Genomic DNA, 19,405 nt, shown 5'->3' with positions numbered 1-19,405 from the left:
TGAAATAAGCACTTAGAAGCTATATTAAAAGTGGCTTATAAGCAGAAAAAGGGGCAAAAAAAGCAGGCCACCAGGGCCTGCTGCTGTTGTCTTCAGGCAGACAAATCAGTCGCCAAACATTTTCTGCTTGAGTTCGCGACGCTGCTGGGCTTCCAAAGACAAGGTGGCGGTGGGACGGGCGATCAAACGGCCCACCCCGATGGGCTCGCCGGTTTCATCGCAATACCCATAGTCGCCGCTGTCAATGCGGGTGATGGATTGCTCGATTTTCTTCAGCAACTTGCGCTCGCGGTCGCGTGTGCGCAACTCTAGGGCATGCTCCTCTTCAATGGTGGCGCGGTCAGCAGGATCGGGCACGATGACGGTGTCTTCGCGCAAATGCTCGGTGGTTTCGCCAGCATTCACCAAGATGTCGTTTTTCAGTTGCACCAACTTGTGGCGAAAGTAGGCCAACTGAAATGCATTCATGTAAACGTCATCCGACATGGCCATGACTTCAGCTTCAGAAATGGTTTCAGCTGTTTTGGATTTCCAGTTGTTGGCCAACTTGGGATCTTTGACGGGAATCATGGGGACCACGGCAGGCAATGAGGGCACAGAAATGGGACCATAGCTGGACTTGGCGGTGGTCGAGGCCACACTTTGCCCAGGCGGGGGCGGCATCATGGCCATGGCTTTGGCGGCACGCGGGGACTTCTTGGCGACCTCGGCAGCAGGTGGCGTGGTGACTGTGGTGACGGGTTTGACGGCGGCGGTTTTCACGGCAGCCGGTTTGGCAGATTTGGACTTGGTGGCAGTGGACACGGATTTGGCAGCAGAGGGCGCAGGTGAGGGTTTCTTGGCAATGGGCGGCGCCTTGGCTTTGGCCTTGGACGGAACCGCTTTTGGAGGGACTGTTTTTTTAGTGGCTACTGCTTTTTTGGCGACAACTTTCTTGGCAACAGGTTTTTTCGCAACAACTTTCTTGGCAACCGGTTTTTTCACCACAGCTTTCTTGGCAACAAGCTTCTTTGCAACGACTTTCTTGGCGGCTACTTTCTTGGAGGCTACTTTCTTCACAACGGCCTTCTTGGCCACCCCTTTTTGAGCGACTGGCTTTTTAGCGACTGGCTTTTTAGCGACTGGCTTTTTCACAGCTGCCGGCTTTTTCACCACAGCCTTCTTGGCCACTGCTTTTTTCGCCAATGGTTTTTTCACAGCCGCTTTGGCCGCTGGTTTTTTCGCAGCCGCCTGGGGCTTTGCTTTGGTCTTGTTGGAATGCTTTGTCGTTTTCACTGCAAGTCTCCTGACAGTTTGGCGTCAGGTGCTTGAACACCCTACCCCGGCTGCGGTTTGTTGTACTGGTCCATCTTGATGCCTTGATGACAGGGGGCTTTGAGTACCCAGGTCAATGGCGCGCGGATTGTACTCAGGATACACACTGTTGCAGGCCTTGCAAGAAAATATCGCGCGGCAAATCGATGCCAATGAATACCATTTTGCTCATTCGCTTCTCTTGCGGCTCCCAAGGCTGGCCCAAATCACTGCCCATGAGCTGGTGAACGCCTTGGAAAATCACTTTGCGCTCCGTGCCTTTCATGTGCAAAACGCCTTTGTAACGCAGCATGCGTGGGCCGTAAATATTGACGATGGCACCCAAGAAATCTTCCAATTTCGCCGGGTCCAAGGGTCGATCTGCCTTGAAGACAAAGCTTTTCACATCGTCATCGTGGTGATGGTGGTGGCCATGACCGTGTCCATGCGCATGGTCATGGTCACCGTGGTGGTCGTGTTGGTGTGAGGGATGGTCGCAATGCTCGCCATCATGGTGATGGTGGTCATGGCCTTCGTTCAAAAAGTCGGGGTCGATTTCCAATGTGGTGTTCAGGTTGAAACCACGCAAATCAAACACCTTGCTGATCGGCACCTCGCCAAAGTGCACTGTTTGTTGCGGTGCACGGGGGTTCATGTGTTTCAAACGGTGTTGCAAGGCATCGAGTTCTTCAGCACTCACCAAATCGCTTTTGCTGATGAAAATTTGATCGGCAAAGCCCACCTGGCGACGCGCTTCTTGGCGGTCGTTCAGGGTTTGTGCCGCGTGCTTGGCATCCACCAAGGTGAGGATCGAGTCGAGTAAAAAACTCTCGGCGATTTCGTCGTCCATGAAAAAAGTTTGCGCCACCGGGCCGGGGTCGGCCAAGCCAGTGGTTTCAATCACCACGCGTTCAAAGTCGAGCTCACCTTTGCGTTTTTTCTCGGCCAAGTCTTGCAAAGTGGTGCGCAGGTCTTCTCGGATGGTGCAACACACGCAGCCATTGCTCATTTGCACAATGTGTTCTTTGGTGTCGGCCACCAAAATCTCGTTATCAATGTTTTCTTCGCCAAACTCGTTTTCAATGATGGCGATTTTCAAACCATGCGACTCGGACAACACGCGTTTGAGCAAGGTGGTTTTGCCAGAGCCTAAGAAACCTGTGAGAACGGTGGCGGGGATCAACATGGGCAGGACTTTCAACGAAACATACAAGGTGGGGCAGTGTAGCCAGCATTCAAGGGTGCGGGCTATTTCTTCATCAAAATCAAACCTTTGAGGTATTCGCCTTCGGGGAAATTGACCGTCATGGGGTGGTCTGGCGCGGCTTGCACCCGCTCCAAGATGTAGGCGTCGATGCCCGAATCAGTGCCAGCGGAGGCCACGATTTTGTGGAACAACTCCGGCGGAATGCCGCCCGAGCAGCTGTAGGTGAACAACACACCGCCGGGTGCCAAAAGCTTGAAGGCCCAGCGGTTGATGTCTTTGTAAGCGCGGGCCGCGCGGTCGGCATGGGCGGCGCTGGGCGCGAACTTGGGCGGATCGAGCACGATGCCATCAAACTGACGCCCTTCTTTGTGCAAGCTGCGCAAAGTGGCGTTCACATCGGCGTCCATGAAGCTGGCGTTGTCGGTCGTGAATCCATTGCGCTGCACATTCGCCTGCGCTTTGGCAATGGCCGGGCCGGAGGAGTCCACCGTGATCACTTCTGCGCCCGCGCCCAAAGCACCGCTTTGGCGCATGCCACTGAGCGCCGCCACACTGAAGCCACCGGTGTAGCCATAGCAATTGAGCACCTGCCGTAAATTCAAACGCCGTGCATATTCTGCAAACTTCAAACGGCTGTCGCGTTGGTCCAAGTAAAAACCTGTTTTGTGGCCTTCAGCGATGTCGAGTTGCAAGGACCAGTCGTGTTCTTGGATGACGATGGCGGTGTCGTCATTCGCACCCTCGGCGCGGTGCAGCCAACCGGTGACCGCGGGCAAACCTTCCAAACCACGCACACCCGAATCAGACCGTTCAAACACCCGCTTGGCATCGGTGTGCAGCACCAAGGCTTTCACAATGTCGGCCTTGAAACGTTCGGTCCCCGCCGATAAAAACTGCGCCACCAAGGTATCGTCATACCGATCGACGATCAAGCCCGGCAAGCCATCGGCTTCGCCGTGAATCAACCGCACGCCATTGCTGGGCACTTGCAAGCGGGCCCGCATGGCCACGGCAGCGGCCACTTGGCGTTCAAAAAACGCACTGTCAATCCGCTCGTCACTTTGAAAACTCCAAATGCGAGCGCGAATTTTGGAGGTGGGGCTGAACGACGCCCAGCCTAAAAATTGGCCGGTTTGCGATTCGACCCGCACGGTTTCACCAGCGTCGCCACCGCCCTTGGCAACGGCCGAATCAAACACCCAAGGGTGAAAGCGCAGGGCCGAGCGCTCTTTACCTGCTTTGAGGGTGATGGTTTTCATGCTTGTTTTCTGCGGGCGCGTGGATGCGCCGCGTCATAGGCCTTGGCCAAATGTTGGTAGTCGAGTCGGGTGTAGACCTGGGTTGTGCTGATGTTGGCGTGGCCCAACAACTCTTGCACCGCCCGCAAGTCGCCACTGGACTGCAGCACATGGCTGGCGAACGAATGCCGCAACATGTGCGGATGCAGTGCCGTGCTCATGCCCGCTTGCACACCCCGTTGGCGCAAGCGTTGCCAAATGGCTTGTGAACTCAGCCTTGTGCCACGCTGCCCAACAAACAAAGCAGTTTGGGTTTGTGCTTGCACGGGCAAGCCCTGGCTGCGGATGGCCAACCAGGCTTGCAAAGCCTGCAGGGCTTGTTGACCCACGGGCACACTGCGGCGCTTGGCGCCTTTGCCCAGCACATGGGCTTCGGCACCGTCCATGTCAATCCAACCACGGGCTTGGGCGCTGGCCTGCACATCCAAGCCGGTGAGCTCGGCCACGCGCAAACCGCTGCTGTAGAGCAACTCCACCATGGCGATGTCACGCGCCTGCAACCACGGATCTTGGTCGTCGTTGCGGTGTTCGGTGAGTTGCACCGCATCGTCCACATTGAGTGCTTTGGGCAAGGGCTTGGCAGCTTTGGGGGCACGCAAACCAGCCAAGGGGTTGCTGCTGACCAAGCCTTCGCGGCCCAGCCAGGTGTAAAAACCGCGCCAGCCCGAGACGATGAGCGCGATGCCACGCGGTGTTCGACCGCCGCTGTGCATCTGCGCCATCCAGCGTCGCACATGGTGGGCTTGCACTTGTTCAAGCGACACACCAGCTTCTTGTGCCAAGGCTTGCAAACGTTTCAAGTCTTCGGTGTACAAGGCCACGGTGCGCTCGGCCAAGCGTTTTTCAAACTGCGCATGCGCCAAATAGCGTTCAACCAAAGCGGGTTTGTCGGACATGCCGTTTTTTGTCAGCGCAAGCGTGTCAGGGCGGCGCTGGCCAATTCGCCAATGCGGGCCAACAAGTCGGTGGCCATCGACGGCTGAAATCGCTGCGGATCGGGCGAAGCCAAGACCAACAAACCGATGAGCTCATGGTCAGGCAGTTTGGCTTCGGGGTCCATCGGCACATCGGTGGACCACGGGGTGTTGGTGCTGCGCAAAGCCAGCAGCGCCACCGATTGGGCTTCATGAGGATGCGCCAACCAATTCACGGCTTCAAACTCGGCGTTGGCACCGCAATAGGGCGCTCTCAAGCCCGCGGCGAACGCTTTTACCTCGTCGCTGACGCCATGGGTGAAGGGCTCAATTTCATAGGCTTGGTCCACGTTCCACACCCGGATGGCCACCTGCGGCACCATGAAATGGTGCTGAATCTCATCGACGATGACGTTGGGCAGGTTGCCGGGTTGTTGGGTGTTCAAGAGGCTTTGCGACCAACGGTGCAAGCGGTCAGACAGCACCGCGTTGTCGCTGCCGTTGCGGATCATGTCCATCATGCGGTGTTCCAAGGCGCGAATCTTTTCGCGCAGCATGTCGGCTTGACGTTCTTGCAAACTGACCGCCCGTTGGCCATGCGGACTGACGAACCGCACGGTGGACAAGAGCGCGGCGTGGCGCTCGAAAAAATCAGGCGTGTTCACCAGAAAATTGGCAATGTCGTCTTCGGTGATCGGTGTGATCGGGTTGCTCATTTGGGAATCTCCATCTCGCCTGTGAATACCGTGGTGGCCGGGCCCGTCATCATCACCGATGAACCTGCGCCATGCCATTGAATCGTGAGCACACCACCGCGGGTGTGCACCTGAACTTCGTCGTCGAGCCAGCCTTGCCGAATACCGGCCACCACAGCTGCGCAAGCGCCGGTGCCACAGGCCAAGGTTTCGCCCGTACCGCGCTCGAACACGCGCAACTTCACTTGAGTGCGGGACAGCACTTGTAAAAACCCGGCGTTCACGCGCTTGGGAAAGGCTGCGTGGTTTTCAATCAAGCGGCCCCAACTGGCTACCGGCGCCAGGTCGACATCGTCCACACGCAACACCGCATGCGGGTTGCCCATGGACAGCACGGCCACATCGGCGTGGTGGTTCGCGTTTAACGCCAATTGCCAACGCAAACCATCAGTGCCGTCCAAAGCTTTTGCTTGCGCTGTGTTGAAAGGGACTTGGGGCAAGTCAAACACCGGTGGGCCCATGTCCACTTGCACTTGACCATCGGGCAGTTCATGCAAAGAGATGACGCCGCCGTGCACTTTCACACGCACCGTGGTTTTGTCGGTGAGGCCGTGGCTGCGCACATAGCGCACAAAGCAACGCGCACCGTTGCCGCAGTTTTCCACCTCGCCGCCATCGGCGTTGTGAATCACATACTCAAAGTCCACATCGGCTTGGGGCGCGGGTCGCACACTGAGAATTTGATCGGCACCGACACCAAAGTGTCGGTGGGCAATGAATTGGTATTGGTCGGGGCGCAAACCCAAGAGGCCGTGGGTCTCATCGAGCACCACGAAGTCATTGCCCGCGCCTTGCATTTTGGTAAATCGAATCCGCATGTGCCGATTATCATCCCTCCACCCCCACCCCTGCCCTCACACCATGGTCCGCCCCCAGCTGCAAATCCACCCCGAACGCACACCCGCCACGCCCCTGCCTGCTGCCACGGTGTTGCTGCTGCGCGATGGTGAACAAGGCTTGGAGGTGTTGATGACACGCCGCTCGATGAGTGCGAGTTTTGCGCCGGGGGCTTATGTGTTTCCAGGCGGCGGCATCGATGCCCGTGACGCCGAGATTCACCACCTGGTGAAACGCCGCCCAACGCAAGACGACACCCGCTTGACGCAAGCGGTGGCCGCCATCCGCGAAAGCTTTGAAGAGCTGGGCGTGTTGCTGGCCACGGATGCGCAAGGCCGCATGGCCAACATGCAAGACATCGCCAAGCTGGACCGCAGCCAAGCCCTGCACACGCAATGCGAAGAACTGGGCTTGACATTGGCCGCCGACCAAGTGTTTGTGTTGGCACATTGGATCACCGACCGGGATTTGAAACGCCGCTTTGACGTGCCTTTCTTGGTGGCCCGCATGCCCGACCACCAAACACCTGCGGCCGACGAACAAGAGCAGTTTGAGCCGGTGTGGATTCGCCCTGCTGAAGCGCTGCGACGTCACCGCGAAGAAGATTTCTTCATCATCTTTCCCACCATCCGCACACTGGAGCGCATGCAAGCGCACGACACGGTGGACAGCGTGCTGCAAGCCTGCGCCAACGAGCAACCTTGGTTCACCAGTTGCCCACGCGCTGGTTTTTTGAATGCCCAAGAGGCGCGGTTCATGGAACACGATGCGCCTTATGGCGAACTGGCCCTCACCTGTCGCGATGGGCAGATCGTGCACCACCTCGATTGGCAAACCAAGCAACCGGTTCGTTTGCTTGAGCATGTGCAACGCCTGACCGCACCCAACCCCAGCATCATGACCGGCCCCGGCACCAACAGCTATGTGGTGGGCGATGCAGGTAGCGGCTTCATCGTCATCGACCCCGGCCCGCCAGATGCAGCCCATGTGCAGCGTTTGTGGGACATCACACAAGGTCAGATTCAAGCCATCGTTTGCACCCATTCCCACCCCGACCACTCGCCGGGTGCAGCACTGCTTCAAGCCTTGTGCGCCCAGCATGGCGTTCAAGTGCACATCTTGGGCATGGCGTCCTTGCCCACCGCACGCGCCCACAGCGACTTTGTGCCCGACCGCGAATTGAAAGATGGCGAGCGCTTGGTGTTGCAGTCTGGCGAGCACCGTCACAGCTTGCGCGTGGTGCACACACCAGGACACGCTGCCAACCATGTGTGTTTCATCTTGGAAGAAGACGGCTTGTTGTTCAGCGGCGACCATGTGCTCAACGGCAGCACCACCGTCATCGACCCGCCCGATGGCCACATGGGCGACTATTTGGCGTCCTTGGACAAACTGATGGCCTTGGGCCAAGAATTTCAAGTGGAGTTCATCTTGCCTGCACACGGCCATGTGCTGGGCAATGTCTGGGGCGAGGCTTACAGCGCCATCGACTGCATGAACCGTTTGAAAAACCACCGCTTGGCGCGTGAACGCAAAGTCTTGAACGCCATGCAAGCCTTGCCTGATGGCAGCATGAACGATTGGTTGGCGCTGGTGTATGACGATGTGCCCCAGGCCATTTGGCCGGTGGCCATGCGCTCGCTAGAGGCGCATGTGCAACACATCCGTGGTGCTTGAAGAAAGTGTGAAGCCCGCCGATACGCCGGATTTTGTGCATGTTGGTTGCCCAACACGTGACCGTCATTCCTCTGGGCCGAGGGTCGCCCACCCGGCTCGGTGCTACCTACCCGCCAACTCTGCGGAACCACATCAACGTTGGCCTACTTGGTATTGCTGCGCGTAGAGATTGCCCGTTTCACCCAAACCCAACACCGAAGCGTTGCGCTTGACTCGTCTCTGTTGCTCTGATCCTCACCTCGCGGTGGAGAGGTGTTACCTCCTACGCTGTCCTGTGCAGTCCGGACGTTCCTCCAGTGCGACATTTCTGTCCTTGCACCAGCGACGGCCTGGCGTGCTTCACGCTTTCATTATCGGTTGATAATCACCGCCATCTACCAGCTCTTGTCCGATCGCCACGGACCGCTTGTCATGATCCGCCTCTCTGAACTCAAGCTGCCCTTAGACGCAGCCTTCGATCCCCCCGACGCATCCGCCACGCCGCCCTTGTTCACACCGGCGCTTGCACCGCTGATTGCGCAAACCTTGGGCGTGACGTTGCAAGACATCGCGCACTGGCAGGTGTTCAAACGCAGCTTTGATGCACGCAAAAAACTGCTGGTGGTCTACATCGTCGATGTGAACTTGCACAACCCGCAGCAAGAAGCCGCCCTGCTGAAGCAACACGCTGGCAACCCGCACATCCAAGCCACACCCGACATGCAATGGCAGCCGCCCGTGCAAGCGCCTGCGGATTGGGGCCGAGACACGCCGCGCCCCGTGGTGGTGGGCTTTGGCCCTTGCGGCATGTTTGCGGCACTCGTGTTGGCGCAAATGGGTTTGAAGCCCATCGTCATCGAGCGCGGCCCGGCGGTGCGCCAACGCACCAAAGACACCTGGGGTTTGTGGCGTCAATCGGTGCTAAAGCCCGAGAGCAATGTGCAGTTTGGCGAAGGCGGTGCGGGCACTTTTTCGGATGGCAAGCTCTACAGCCAAATCAAAGACCCGCGTCATTTGGGACGCAAAGTGATGCAAGAGTTTGTGCGCTTTGGCGCACCCGAAGATATTTTGTGGGCGGCGCATCCCCACATCGGCACCTTCAAGTTGGTCAAGGTGGTGGAAGGTTTGCGCGAAGACATCATTCGCTTAGGCGGCGAGGTGCGTTTTGAACAACGCGTGGTCGACATCGCTTACGACGCACATCGGCAGTTGCAAGCCCTGCACATCTTGAAGCAAGACACGGGTGAGCGCTATGCCTTGCCCGCCCAACAGGTGGTGATGGCGCTGGGCCACAGCGCCCGCGACACCTTCACCATGTTGCACCGCCATCAGGTGGCGATGCAAGCCAAACCATTTTCCATCGGCGTGCGCATCGAGCATCCTCAAAGCCTGATTGACCGCGCACGGTGGGGGATGCATGCAGGCCACCCGATGTTGGGTGCGGCTGATTACAAGTTGGTGCACCACGCCGCCAATGGCCGCGCGGTGTACAGCTTTTGCATGTGCCCGGGTGGCACCGTGGTGGCGGCCACCAGCGAAGCAGGCCGCGTGGTGACCAATGGCATGAGCCAGTATTCGCGCAACGAGCGCAATGCGAATGCAGGCATCGTGGTCGGCATCGACCTCTCGGACTACCCCACGGATGCAAAAGCCTTTGAAGACGCACTGGGCCAAGAGTTGGGAAATGCAGTGCGCCTGGACACCCAAGACACCACGGATGGTTTTCATCCCTTGGCCGGCATGGTGTTGCAACGACAGCTTGAAAGCCTGGCCTATGTGGCCGGTGGCAGCAACTACCACGCCCCCGCGCAGTTGGTGGGCGACTTGTTGGCCGACCGCGCGTCCACGCAACTTGGCAGCGTTGAGCCGTCCTACAAACCCGGCGTGCACATGACGCACCTGAACCAGGTGTTGCCAAGCTATGCGGTGTTCGCCATGCGCGAAGCGCTGCCCGTGTTTGGTCAAAAGATCAAAGGCTTTGATTTGCCAGATGCGGTGCTCACAGGTGTGGAGACCCGCACGTCCTCGCCACTGCGCATTGATCGCGACAAAGACTTGCAAAGCCCGAACATGCGCGGGCTCTACCCAGGTGGTGAAGGTGCGGGTTATGCCGGTGGCATTTTGTCGGCGGCGGTGGACGGCATCAAATTGGGTGAAGCTGTGGCCGTGCAACTGTTGCAAGCGCCCGCCTTCGCGCAAGGAGCTGCTGTATGAAAGTGCTCAGCCTCATCCCGCCAATGACGCAACTCAACACGCCCTACCCTTCCACCGCCTACCTCACGGGTTTTTTGCGCAGCCAAGGTGTGGACGCGGTGCAAGCAGATTTGGCGCTGTCATTGGTGCTGGACTTGTTGACGCCTGATGCGTTGCGCCAAGTGCGCGACAAAGCCTTGCAACTGCCGCTGGAAGACCGCAGTGCTTGCGTCAATTTTTTCCTCGACCACTTCAACCGTTACGAACACAGCATCGCGCCCACGATTGCTTTTCTGCAAGGGCAAGACGCCACGTTGTGCCACCGCATCAGTGGTCGCGGCTTCTTGCCTGAAGGCCCACGCTTTGCTGCGCTCGATGTGTTCGAAGACGACGGCGGTGACCCTTTGGGCTGGGCCTTTGGCGCATTGGGGCAACAAGACCGCGCACGGCATTTGGCCACGCTCTACTTGAACGACATCGCGGATGTGGTGCGGGATGCCGTGGACGAACGCTTTGAGTTTGTGCGCTACGGTGAATCCTTGGCCAGCAGCCAAGCCAGCTTCGACCCGTTGGCGCAAGCCTTGGCATCAGCACCCACGTTGCTGGACGACTTGCTGAAACAGCGCACCCTGCAAGCCCTTGAAACACACCAACCCGCTTTGGTGGTGTTGTCGGTACCTTTTCCCGGTGCCATGTACGCGGCGCTGCGCATCGCCCAAACTATCAAAGCCCAGGCACCGCAGATTTGCATTGCGCTGGGTGGCGGCTATGCCAACACTGAGTTGCGGCAACTCAGCGAGCCCCGCTTGTTCGACCATGTCGATGTGGTGTCTTTGGATGCAGGTGAACGCCCCTTGTTGGCGCTCATTGAGCACCTGCAAGGACAACGCTCGCAACAGCGCTTGGTGCGCAGTTTTGTTCGGGTGGATGGTGCGGTTAACTACATCAACTGGTCCGAGCCTGATGTGGCCTTCGAGGATGTGGGCACACCCACTTGGGATGGCTTGCCACTCCACAAGTATTTGTCGTTGCTCGACATGCTCAACCCGATGCACCGTTTGTGGAGCGATGGTCGCTGGAACAAACTCACCGTGGCCCATGGTTGCTACTGGAAGAAATGCAGTTTTTGTGATGTGTCCCTCGATTACATCTCGCGCTATGACGCGGCCAGTGCCAGCACCTTGGTGGACCGCATGCAACGCATCGTGGAAGAAACCGGGCAAACCGGTTTTCATTTGGTGGACGAGGCCGCGCCGCCCAAGTCCTTGAAAGCCATGGCCGAAGAAATTGTGCGCCGTCAACTGCAAGTGACTTGGTGGGGCAACATTCGGTTCGAAAAAACCTTCACACCCGAGCTGTCCGAGTTGTTGGCCGAGAGTGGTTGCATTGCCGTGTCGGGCGGTTTGGAAGTCGCTTCAGACCGCTTGTTGAACCTGATGCAAAAAGGCGTGTCGGTGGCGCAGGTGGCGCGGGTCACCAAAGGTTTTTCAGAAGCCGGTGTGTTGGTGCATGCCTACCTGATGTATGGCTTTCCCACGCAAACTTTGCAAGACACGGTGGACGCGCTGGAATATGTGCGGCAGTTGTTTGAAAACGGTTGCATCCAAAGCGGTTTCTTTCACCGCTTTGCCTGCACCGTGCATTCACCTGTGGGTCAAGACCCTGCGGCTTATGGCGTGCAACTGCTGCCCTTGGCGCCTGGCGGGTTTGCGCAAAACGATGTCGGCTTCATCGACCCGACCGGCACCGACCACGATCTGCTGGGGCGCGGATTGAAAAAAGCCATTTACAACTTCATGCACGGCGTGGGTTTGGAAGAGGATGTGCGAAGTTGGTTTGAACTGCCCAAGGGCGCTTGCCCGAAACCGCAGGTGAAAAAAAACGCGATTGCCCAAGCCCTGGGCGCATCGCGTTGAAGTTGCCGCTTATAGCGGCGTCCATAGTTAAGCCGATTGCAACGCGGCAATCCGCTCTTCCAGCGGCGGGTGTGATGAGAACATCTTGCCCAAGCCGCCATTGATGCCCATGGCTTGCAAGCTGGGTGGCAAACCTTCGGACTGCATGTGCTGCAAACGGGTGAGCGCATTGATCATGGGTTGCTTGCGGCCCATCAGTTCTGATGCACCGGCATCGGCGCGGAATTCGCGCTGGCGGCTGAACCAGGCCACCACGATGCTGGCGGCAATACCCAAGACGATGTCGAGCACGATGCTGGTGATGTAGTAGGCCATCCCGGGGCCGGTATTTTCGCTGTCGCCTTTGCGCAAGAAGCTGTCCACGGCATAGCCAATGACACGGCTCAGGAACACCACGAAGGTGTTGAGCACGCCTTGCACCAAGGTGAGCGTGACCATGTCGCCATTGGCAATGTGCGCCACCTCGTGGGCCAACACGGCTTCCACTTCTTCGCGGGTCATGCCTTGCAGCAAACCGGTGGACACCGCCACCAAGGCGGAATTTTTGAAAGCACCGGTGGCAAAGGCATTCGGCTCGCCTTGGTAGATGGCCACCTCGGGCATTTGCAATCCTGCACGTTCAGAAAGTCGGCGCACCGTATCGACAATCCAGGCTTCGTCTGCGTTTTGCGGTTGCGTGATGACTTGCGCACCGGTGGTCCACTTGGCCATCGGTTTGCTGATCAACAACGAGATGAAGGCGCCGCCAAAGCCCATGATCATGGCAAAGCCCAGCAGTGCGCCCAAGTTCAAGCCATTGGCCGTCAAAAAGCGGTTGACGCCCAACAAAGAGGCCACCACGCCCAGCACCAGCATCACAGCCAGGTTGGTGACGATCAACAGAAAAATACGTTTCATGTGTTCCTTTGAAACCGACCCACCCGTGGGTCAGATGGCTCGAATGGTAAGGGCGATCGATCGGAATTCAAGTCCTGAAGACGGTTTTGTCCGTGTAGAAATCAGGGTTTTCGTTGGCTGACCACCATCCCGGCACCCCCAACACAGGCAAGGGCATGAAAGGCTTGGTTTGCAACCAGTCTTCATGCAGCAACTGACACAACCAACTGTCAATCTCAACGTCACCCATGGGTGTGGGCAGGGGTGCATTCAACACATGCACCGTGATGCATTTGTAGGCTTGCATCAGTTTTTCCAAGGACGCATGGCCAAACAACACCAATTGCGCTTGCGCCCAATCGGCGCGGTGGGTCACAAACAAAGCCTGCCAATCTTTGGCTTGCAAGGCTTGCCAAATGGCTGGCGTGGCCAACAGCAAGGCGGCGTTTTCATCAAACAAAGTGAGGGCATCGCGCAAGGGGCCGCGCTGGGCTTGCACACCATCACGCGCAATCGCTTGCGCTTGCAATTGGTTCAAGCGGCGCTTGGTGTGGGGAAAGCGCAGCCAGCACAGACCGTTGAAAAAATCGTGCACGTTCTCTCGGGTGGGCACTTGGGCATTGTCAAAAATGAACGCCTCGTAAGCGGTGCCAGCAGGCAGTGTGGCTTGCGGCACAAACTCAACGACGGCTTGCTGGGCATTCAAAGCGCTTGGCAAATCACCCCACTGCTGCCAAGCATGCAGCACCTTCGCACCCTGCTTGGCCCAAGGCGCAAACCAAGGCGTGGCCCAATCAATTTGCAACACAGCCGTGGCTTACACCAGTTGCCACTGCAGTTCTTCGCCGCCGCGCAGGGGCTTCAAGCTGGCTTCACCAAAAGCCAGGCTCTCGGGCACGGTCCAGGCTTGGCGCTTCAAAGTGACGCTGCCGCTGTTGCGCGGCAGGCCGTAAAAGTCGGGGCCATGGAAGCTGGCAAAACCTTCGAGTTGCCCGAGTGCCCCCACGCTGTCAAATGCCTCGGCATACAACTCCAAAGCAGACAAGGCGGTGTAACAACCGGCACAACCGCTGGCGTGTTCTTTCAGGTGTGCGGGGTGCGGTGCGCTGTCGGTGCCCAAAAAGAACCGATCGCTGCCCGATGTGGCCGCTTGCACCAAGGCTTGGCGATGCACTTCACGCTTTAACACCGGCAAGCAGTAATAGTGCGGCCGCACGCCGCCCAAGAAGATGGCGTTGCGGTTGTACAGCAGGTGGTGCGCAGTGATGGTGGCCGCTGTGAAAGCACCTGCTTGCGCCACATACTGCGCGGCTTCTTGGGTGGTGATGTGCTCGAAGACGATTTTCAGTTCGGGGAAATCACGGCGCAGCGGCTGCAAATGCCTCTCTATGAACACGGCTTCGCGGTCGAACAAATCCACCTCGTTGTCGGTCACTTCGCCGTGCACCAACAGCGGCATGCCCACACGCTGCATGGCGTCCAAAGTGGCGTGGGTGTGGCGAATGTCGGTGACACCCGCACTGCTGTTGGTGGTGGCTCCAGCGGGGTAGAGCTTGACCGCTGCCACGCCTGCTTCATGGGCGCGGTGGATTTCATCGGCAGGCATGTCGTCGGTCAGGTAAAGCGTCATCAAGGGCTCGAAAGACACGCCCTCGGGCAGCGCGGCCAAGATGCGTTGCTTGTAGGCCAGCGCCATGGCGGTGGTGGTGACCGGCGGCTTCAGGTTGGGCATGACGATGGCGCGGGCAAACTGGGCAGCGGTGTGTGGCACCACGGTGTTCAAGGCGTTGCCGTCACGCAGGTGCACGTGCCAGTCGTCGGGTTGGGTCAGGGTCAGGGTTTGCATGTCTGAGGGCTGTGGTTCTTGCCCTCATTGTCGTTTACTGTGCAGCAGGCTGATGTTCATTTCGGCGGACAAGGTGGAGGCGTAAAACTTCTCAATTCAAGCGGTAAGTCAATCCAAACCCAATGAAATTCATGCCGTTATTGGGCAATTTGATATCCGCATTGCTGACATGGCGGTAGGTGAAATCCAGCCGAAAGCGTTGCTTGGGGTCGGAAATACCAAGGCCCATTTCATCCGAGAATTGCAAATGCGTGGATTTGCTTTTGATACCGAATTCGGTTTTTGAAATCAATGAAGGGCCAAAACCAAAACTGGCATCCAACACCACCGAGCCAAGGTGCCAAGCAAATTGGCCCACCGGCACCAAAGCAATTTCTTCATTGTTGCGGGCGTGTGGCCCGCTGTTGGCACGCCACATGGACACCAAGCCTGTGGGAATGACGGTGAAGCTGATGCCTGCGGGCAATACGTCTGGGGCTGCGAGTTCACAGGCCAGCGGGCTCAGCCGCAGTGTTTGGGCGTGCATGTCGCGCTCTGAACCTTCTTGGAAGCCCACACGCCAGTCGGTTTCGCATGGTTTGAAGCGATGGCGCTGGCTGATGGCAAAACTGTTGGTGATCAGGCCGGTCAATATGACCGTGTTTTTAAGTGCATTGTTGTCCACGGCCTGGGCCGAACTGGCAGTGCATAAAAGGGCTGCGGCCACAAAATACGTTGATTTCATGGTGGGTGAATATAAGCGCTAAATCGCCCTTGAAAACACCCACCCCGTTGCCAGGGTGGGTTTTTACCTTTTCAATCTTGAACTGGCTAAGCCAGTGTCAGATTAAAACTTGTGCTGAATACCAATCGCATTGATTTGCGAGCTGAACTCATTGCCAGCCGCCGTTCCGCCTTCAAGCTGCTGTTTACCCAAGGCGTAATAGGCCGTGGTGCGCTTGCTGAAGTCATAGGTCAATAAAAACTTGTCGCCAGAAATATTGAATTTCGTGCCTGCTGAACGGGTGTGGCTTGCTTTCGAATACAAATATCCAAAGTTGACACTAGAGCCCAAAGGCACCTTGACACCGATCACATCCATTTCAAGCTTCGCTTTGGTGCCATTGACCTTTTCCGTCACGAAGCCACCAACCAGCTTGAAAGAGCCAAAGTTGTAATAACCAGCCACACCATCAGATTCGCGGGTATCGCCACCGGCGTAGGTGCTGCCGCCATACAAAATATGGGGCAAACCGGTTAAGCCAGCCACTGTCAGTTGGGCCAAGGTGGCACCCGTGCCGGGGATTTTCGCGGTACTGATGCCGTTGGTGCCCGTGGCACTGGCGGCAAAGTAATTGCCTGCAATCATTTTTTCGGTGTGCTTGGCGTAGGTGGCAAAGAATTTCTGACCATCTGTCAAGATCACAAAGCCGCCAGCGTTCTCACCTTGGGTTTCGTTAGCAAAACCCTTTTGCACTTGCACAAACAAGCCGGGCATCAAGCTGGGCAGGTTGTAGGTGATGGTGTTGCTGTTGGGCTCTGGGGCCAAGCCTGACAAACCCGTGCCACTCTTGCCCGCGCCTGCAAAACCAGGAGTGGCTGCGAGTTGAGTGGGGTCAATGGCCGCCACAGCAGTGAACAAGGGGCGCCATTGGCGGCCAAGCTTGAGTTTGCCAAATCCGCCTTCCAAGCCCACATGGGACAAGTAGTTGACTGGCGCCACACCTTCACTGACCGGACCAATATTTTTGAATGAAAACTCGTAAGTGGCTTTCATGCCGTTGCCCAGATCTTCATTGCCGGCCAAGGAGAAATAGTTGTAATTGGCCAATGTGGATGCCACCCGCACCACGTTGTCGGTGCCGGTCAAAGCGCCTGGGTTTGATTTGGTGACGAATCGCTCAAGCGACTGGTCCACCGTGCCGCTGATTTTGACCTCGGCCATGGCGCTTGATAACACGCCCGATAAACATAACAAACCGATGCTGCTTTTTATGAATTTATTTTGAACCATGTCGTGTCTCCGTTTGATTAAAAAAAACCCACCAAGTTGCCGAGGTGGGTTTTCTAGACTTTTTAAATCTTCAACTGACTGACGTCAGCGTCAGATTAGAAAGCGTGTTGAATACCAATAGAGTTGGTAATTGCTTTGCTTGCGCTGGCATTTTGGAAATAAGTCATCGTGCGCTTGCTCAAGTTGTACTTGGCAACCAGTGTGTAGTTGTCAGCTGTACCTTTAGAGGAAGCACTGGCAATCAAAGTAGCAGCGCCCATAGGCACGCTCACGCCATAACCGGTGGCATCTGTAGCACCTGATTGTGTCAAGCTGCTGACAAAGACCTTGGCCATGCCGAAGTCGTAAGAAGCGCCCATGCCATTGATGGCTTTGGCGGTACCAATAGTGTGTGAACCATAACCAGCACTGAAGCCGCCAGCAGAATATGTCAAGCTGTAACCAGTTGACTCAGTAGCTGCAGTTTGATTGCTTCCTTGCACCGACAGGCTCACGCCCGCAATGCTGGGACTGTCATATGTGATTGAGTTTGCATTTTGAGTCACATCAACTGCTAAGTTGCCAGTTGTTGCTGCTCCGCCCATTGCATCATATGTAAATGTAACCAATGTCAATGGGGCCCAAACTTGACCTAAACGAACCGTTCCAAAGTCACCAGACAAGCCTACAAAAGACTGGTAGCTGGCTGGTGTTCCGCCAACATTGTGGTTTTGCACGAAGGTATGCAGGAAATTAGCTTTCATGCCATTGCCCAGGTCTTCAGAACCGCCCAAACGGAATTCAGAATTGCCTTTCAAACCAGGCTGCATGCCTTTTTTGGCACCGTTCAGGTTGTAGGTGGATTCCAACAAGCCAGTGATAGAAACTTGAGCGAATGCGCCAGTGGCGACGAGGGCTGCAACTGCAACGAGGGTTTTTTTCATTTCAAAATTCTCCAAGGGTTTAACAAAGGGCTCCGGATATGGAACCCAGGGCCAACCTCCAATTAGGAAGCTGAGACTATTTGACCAGAGCACATGGGGTGTCGCCATGCTTTTCAATGAATAAAGGGTCATCACGTTGTCATGCGACAACAGCCGATGTTTCAAATATTGCGATAGCTGTTTTCTTTGATACTCACGAACACATTAATTGAGTACTTAAAGTTGTTTTTGATAGTTTCGATAGCTTTGTTTCGTGGCTTTGAACCGGCCAAGGCTTGCCGCAGGGGTTCAGGCATGAAAAAACCCCGCTGTCTTTCGAGCAGCGGGGTTGGTGTGACTGCAAAACGCTTTGCAATTGAAAAAGCGCACAGCCCTCTTGGTGTGACTGCAACGCTCTCTAATAGTTGTAGCGCAAGCCCACGGCGGTGGTTTGGGATTCGCCAGTCACGCCGGATGTGAACACCGGATTTCCAAGAGTATCGATACCGTTTTGGGTTGAGGTACTGCTGGTCGAGGGCGTGTGTCTTCCCATGCTGGTCAAAAGATAAGCCGTGGTGGACTTGTCAAAGTTGTAAAACACACCCAATGTGGTGTCACTAAGCTTGCCCGCGATGGTGGCCGTGCCACTGTTGCCCGCAGCATTGGTGTAATTGCCCATGCCTGTGCTCAAGGCCACGGTCCATTGGTCCATCGGCACCCTGATGCCAAAGGTGTTGGTGATGACTTGGCCTTTGCCTTCGGTGTAAGCACCACCGAAGATGTAATTGACTTTGGCCACCCCCATGTCATAGGACACAGCAGCAAAAGCACGTTGAAGCGGCTTGCTGGTGCTGGCGGAAATCATTTTGGTTTTGTTTTGCGTCATGCCATTTGTTTTGTCCGATGAGTAGGAGATCACGCCTGCATAGGGCTCGCCTGGCAGTGCGTACTTGAGATCGGTGTTGGTCAAAGAATCCCAAACGACCTTGGCAGTCAACTGGCCCTCTTGAAAATTCAGTCCCAATGATGTGAAGTCCTTGGATTTCGGGGTGGTTCCACCCACATTCACTTCACTGAAGCCACGCATGAATTCCACATTCACCGGGCCAAATTTTGGAGAGATGAGTTTGACAGCGTTGTTGGCACGGTCTTGCATGGCATCAGCCGCCAAGAAGCGCCACAACTGAGGTTTGTACTCGACACGTCCATTGGCATCTGAGCCAAACAACACATAAGCAGGTGTTTCTTGGGTGCCCAATCGCACGCCGCCCATGGTTTTGTTTTCAAGCCCAACAAAGGCCGTGCGGTTTTTGGCTGGCATGAGTGTGGCTTCATCAGGAGCCAGTTCTTGTTCGAACTGAATCACGGCTTTGACCGCATTGCCCAAATCCCGCTCACCCTTGACGCCAAATTTGCTGGTGGATGCCGCAGCAAAAAAACCTGTGTTTTTGTAGATCTTGGGGGTGGATTTGGCGCTGGACACTGATTGCGTGGTGTAAGCCTGATCAAGCACGCCATACAGTTTGAAACCAGCGGCGACCTCCACGTCGGCATGGGCGCTGGCAGCGGCCAGGGCAGCCAAAATAAATACGTTTTTATTCATGTACATCTCCAGATGAAAACAGCAGACAGCGCTGTAAATCGGTATTCGACATGAATTATCAATTCTTTAGCGCTTTGCACTTTTTTAGCCACGAACAGGCGGCCTGCTTTCGTGCC

General features: G+C 56.4%; 16 protein-coding genes and 1 other RNA gene. 3 read left to right on the top strand and 14 right to left on the bottom strand.

What is annotated here, in order from left to right; translation table 11 throughout:
- Positions 1 to 105: 105 nt before the first annotated feature.
- The 6 genes from dksA to dapF form a co-directional block, all read right to left on the bottom strand.
- Positions 106 to 1,197: an RNA polymerase-binding protein DksA gene (gene dksA / locus AC8GFP_RS05085; RefSeq protein ID WP_506611410.1), complete on the bottom strand. Its 1,092-nt coding sequence runs from the start codon at positions 1,195 to 1,197 to the stop codon at positions 106 to 108.
- Between the two features lie 211 nt (positions 1,198 to 1,408).
- Positions 1,409 to 2,479, bottom strand: coding sequence for a CobW family GTP-binding protein (locus AC8GFP_RS05080; RefSeq protein WP_506610911.1), 1,071 nt, complete (start codon positions 2,477 to 2,479; stop codon positions 1,409 to 1,411).
- A 62-nt stretch (positions 2,480 to 2,541) separates the two neighbouring features.
- Complete coding sequence (locus AC8GFP_RS05075; RefSeq protein WP_506610909.1) at positions 2,542 to 3,759, bottom strand: class I SAM-dependent rRNA methyltransferase; 1,218 nt, start codon at positions 3,757 to 3,759, stop codon at positions 2,542 to 2,544.
- Complete coding sequence (xerC, locus tag AC8GFP_RS05070; protein ID WP_506610907.1) at positions 3,756 to 4,694, bottom strand: tyrosine recombinase XerC; 939 nt, start codon at positions 4,692 to 4,694, stop codon at positions 3,756 to 3,758. Before xerC ends, AC8GFP_RS05075 begins: the two co-directional genes overlap by 4 nt.
- A gap of 11 nt (positions 4,695 to 4,705) precedes the next feature.
- Positions 4,706 to 5,428, bottom strand: coding sequence for a DUF484 family protein (locus AC8GFP_RS05065; protein ID WP_506610905.1), 723 nt, complete (start codon positions 5,426 to 5,428; stop codon positions 4,706 to 4,708).
- The gene (gene dapF / locus AC8GFP_RS05060; protein WP_506610903.1) at positions 5,425 to 6,285 is read right to left on the bottom strand and encodes a diaminopimelate epimerase; all 861 of its coding nucleotides are present in this window, start codon (positions 6,283 to 6,285) and stop codon (positions 5,425 to 5,427) included. Before dapF ends, AC8GFP_RS05065 begins: the two co-directional genes overlap by 4 nt.
- Before the next feature lie 43 nt (positions 6,286 to 6,328).
- Here dapF and AC8GFP_RS05055 point away from each other — a divergent pair, with 43 nt between their 5' ends.
- Positions 6,329 to 7,981 (top strand): MBL fold metallo-hydrolase, encoded by a 1,653-nt coding sequence (locus tag AC8GFP_RS05055; RefSeq protein ID WP_506610901.1) that lies wholly within the window; start codon positions 6,329 to 6,331, stop codon positions 7,979 to 7,981.
- Positions 7,982 to 7,986: 5 nt separating this feature from the next.
- On the opposite strand, the gene rnpB is transcribed toward AC8GFP_RS05055, so the two are convergent.
- Positions 7,987 to 8,322: RNase P RNA component class A (rnpB, locus tag AC8GFP_RS05050), an RNA gene on the bottom strand.
- Positions 8,323 to 8,392: 70 nt separating this feature from the next.
- Here rnpB and AC8GFP_RS05045 point away from each other — a divergent pair.
- On the top strand, positions 8,393 to 10,174 hold the full coding sequence (locus tag AC8GFP_RS05045) for an NAD(P)/FAD-dependent oxidoreductase (protein WP_506610900.1): 1,782 nt from the start codon (positions 8,393 to 8,395) through the stop codon (positions 10,172 to 10,174).
- Positions 10,171 to 12,069, top strand: a complete 1,899-nt coding sequence (locus AC8GFP_RS05040) for a B12-binding domain-containing radical SAM protein (RefSeq protein WP_506610899.1) — start codon at positions 10,171 to 10,173, stop codon at positions 12,067 to 12,069. The genes AC8GFP_RS05045 and AC8GFP_RS05040 overlap by 4 nt, the downstream gene beginning before the upstream one ends.
- A gap of 27 nt (positions 12,070 to 12,096) precedes the next feature.
- Here AC8GFP_RS05040 and htpX read toward each other — a convergent pair whose 3' ends face one another.
- The 7 genes from htpX to AC8GFP_RS05005 all read right to left on the bottom strand — a co-directional run bounded on the left by htpX (position 12,097) and on the right by AC8GFP_RS05005 (position 19,289).
- The gene (htpX, locus tag AC8GFP_RS05035; RefSeq protein ID WP_506610897.1) at positions 12,097 to 12,966 is read right to left on the bottom strand and encodes a protease HtpX; all 870 of its coding nucleotides are present in this window, start codon (positions 12,964 to 12,966) and stop codon (positions 12,097 to 12,099) included.
- Positions 12,967 to 13,033: 67 nt separating this feature from the next.
- Positions 13,034 to 13,753: a DUF3025 domain-containing protein gene (locus AC8GFP_RS05030; protein ID WP_506610895.1), complete on the bottom strand. Its 720-nt coding sequence runs from the start codon at positions 13,751 to 13,753 to the stop codon at positions 13,034 to 13,036.
- 9 nt (positions 13,754 to 13,762) lie between these two features.
- A complete protein-coding gene (pyrC, locus tag AC8GFP_RS05025) occupies positions 13,763 to 14,791 on the bottom strand; it encodes a dihydroorotase (RefSeq protein WP_506610893.1) in 1,029 nt (342 codons plus the stop codon).
- Positions 14,792 to 14,882: 91 nt separating this feature from the next.
- Positions 14,883 to 15,515, bottom strand: a complete 633-nt coding sequence (locus AC8GFP_RS05020) for an acyloxyacyl hydrolase (RefSeq protein ID WP_506610891.1) — start codon at positions 15,513 to 15,515, stop codon at positions 14,883 to 14,885.
- A 102-nt stretch (positions 15,516 to 15,617) separates the two neighbouring features.
- Positions 15,618 to 16,784: a porin gene (locus AC8GFP_RS05015; RefSeq protein WP_506610889.1), complete on the bottom strand. Its 1,167-nt coding sequence runs from the start codon at positions 16,782 to 16,784 to the stop codon at positions 15,618 to 15,620.
- A 95-nt stretch (positions 16,785 to 16,879) separates the two neighbouring features.
- Positions 16,880 to 17,707, bottom strand: a complete 828-nt coding sequence (locus tag AC8GFP_RS05010) for a porin (RefSeq protein WP_506610887.1) — start codon at positions 17,705 to 17,707, stop codon at positions 16,880 to 16,882.
- 397 nt (positions 17,708 to 18,104) lie between these two features.
- The gene (locus AC8GFP_RS05005; RefSeq protein ID WP_506610885.1) at positions 18,105 to 19,289 is read right to left on the bottom strand and encodes a porin; all 1,185 of its coding nucleotides are present in this window, start codon (positions 19,287 to 19,289) and stop codon (positions 18,105 to 18,107) included.
- Between the last annotated feature and the right edge of the window lie 116 nt (positions 19,290 to 19,405).

The organism is Limnohabitans simekii (SeqCode) (assembly GCF_965234735.1).
GTDB classification, from domain to species: Bacteria; Pseudomonadota; Gammaproteobacteria; order Burkholderiales; family Burkholderiaceae_C; genus Limnohabitans; species Limnohabitans simekii.
Note: the sequence above shows the minus strand (reverse complement) of the source record. Positions and strands in the feature narration are given on the sequence as shown.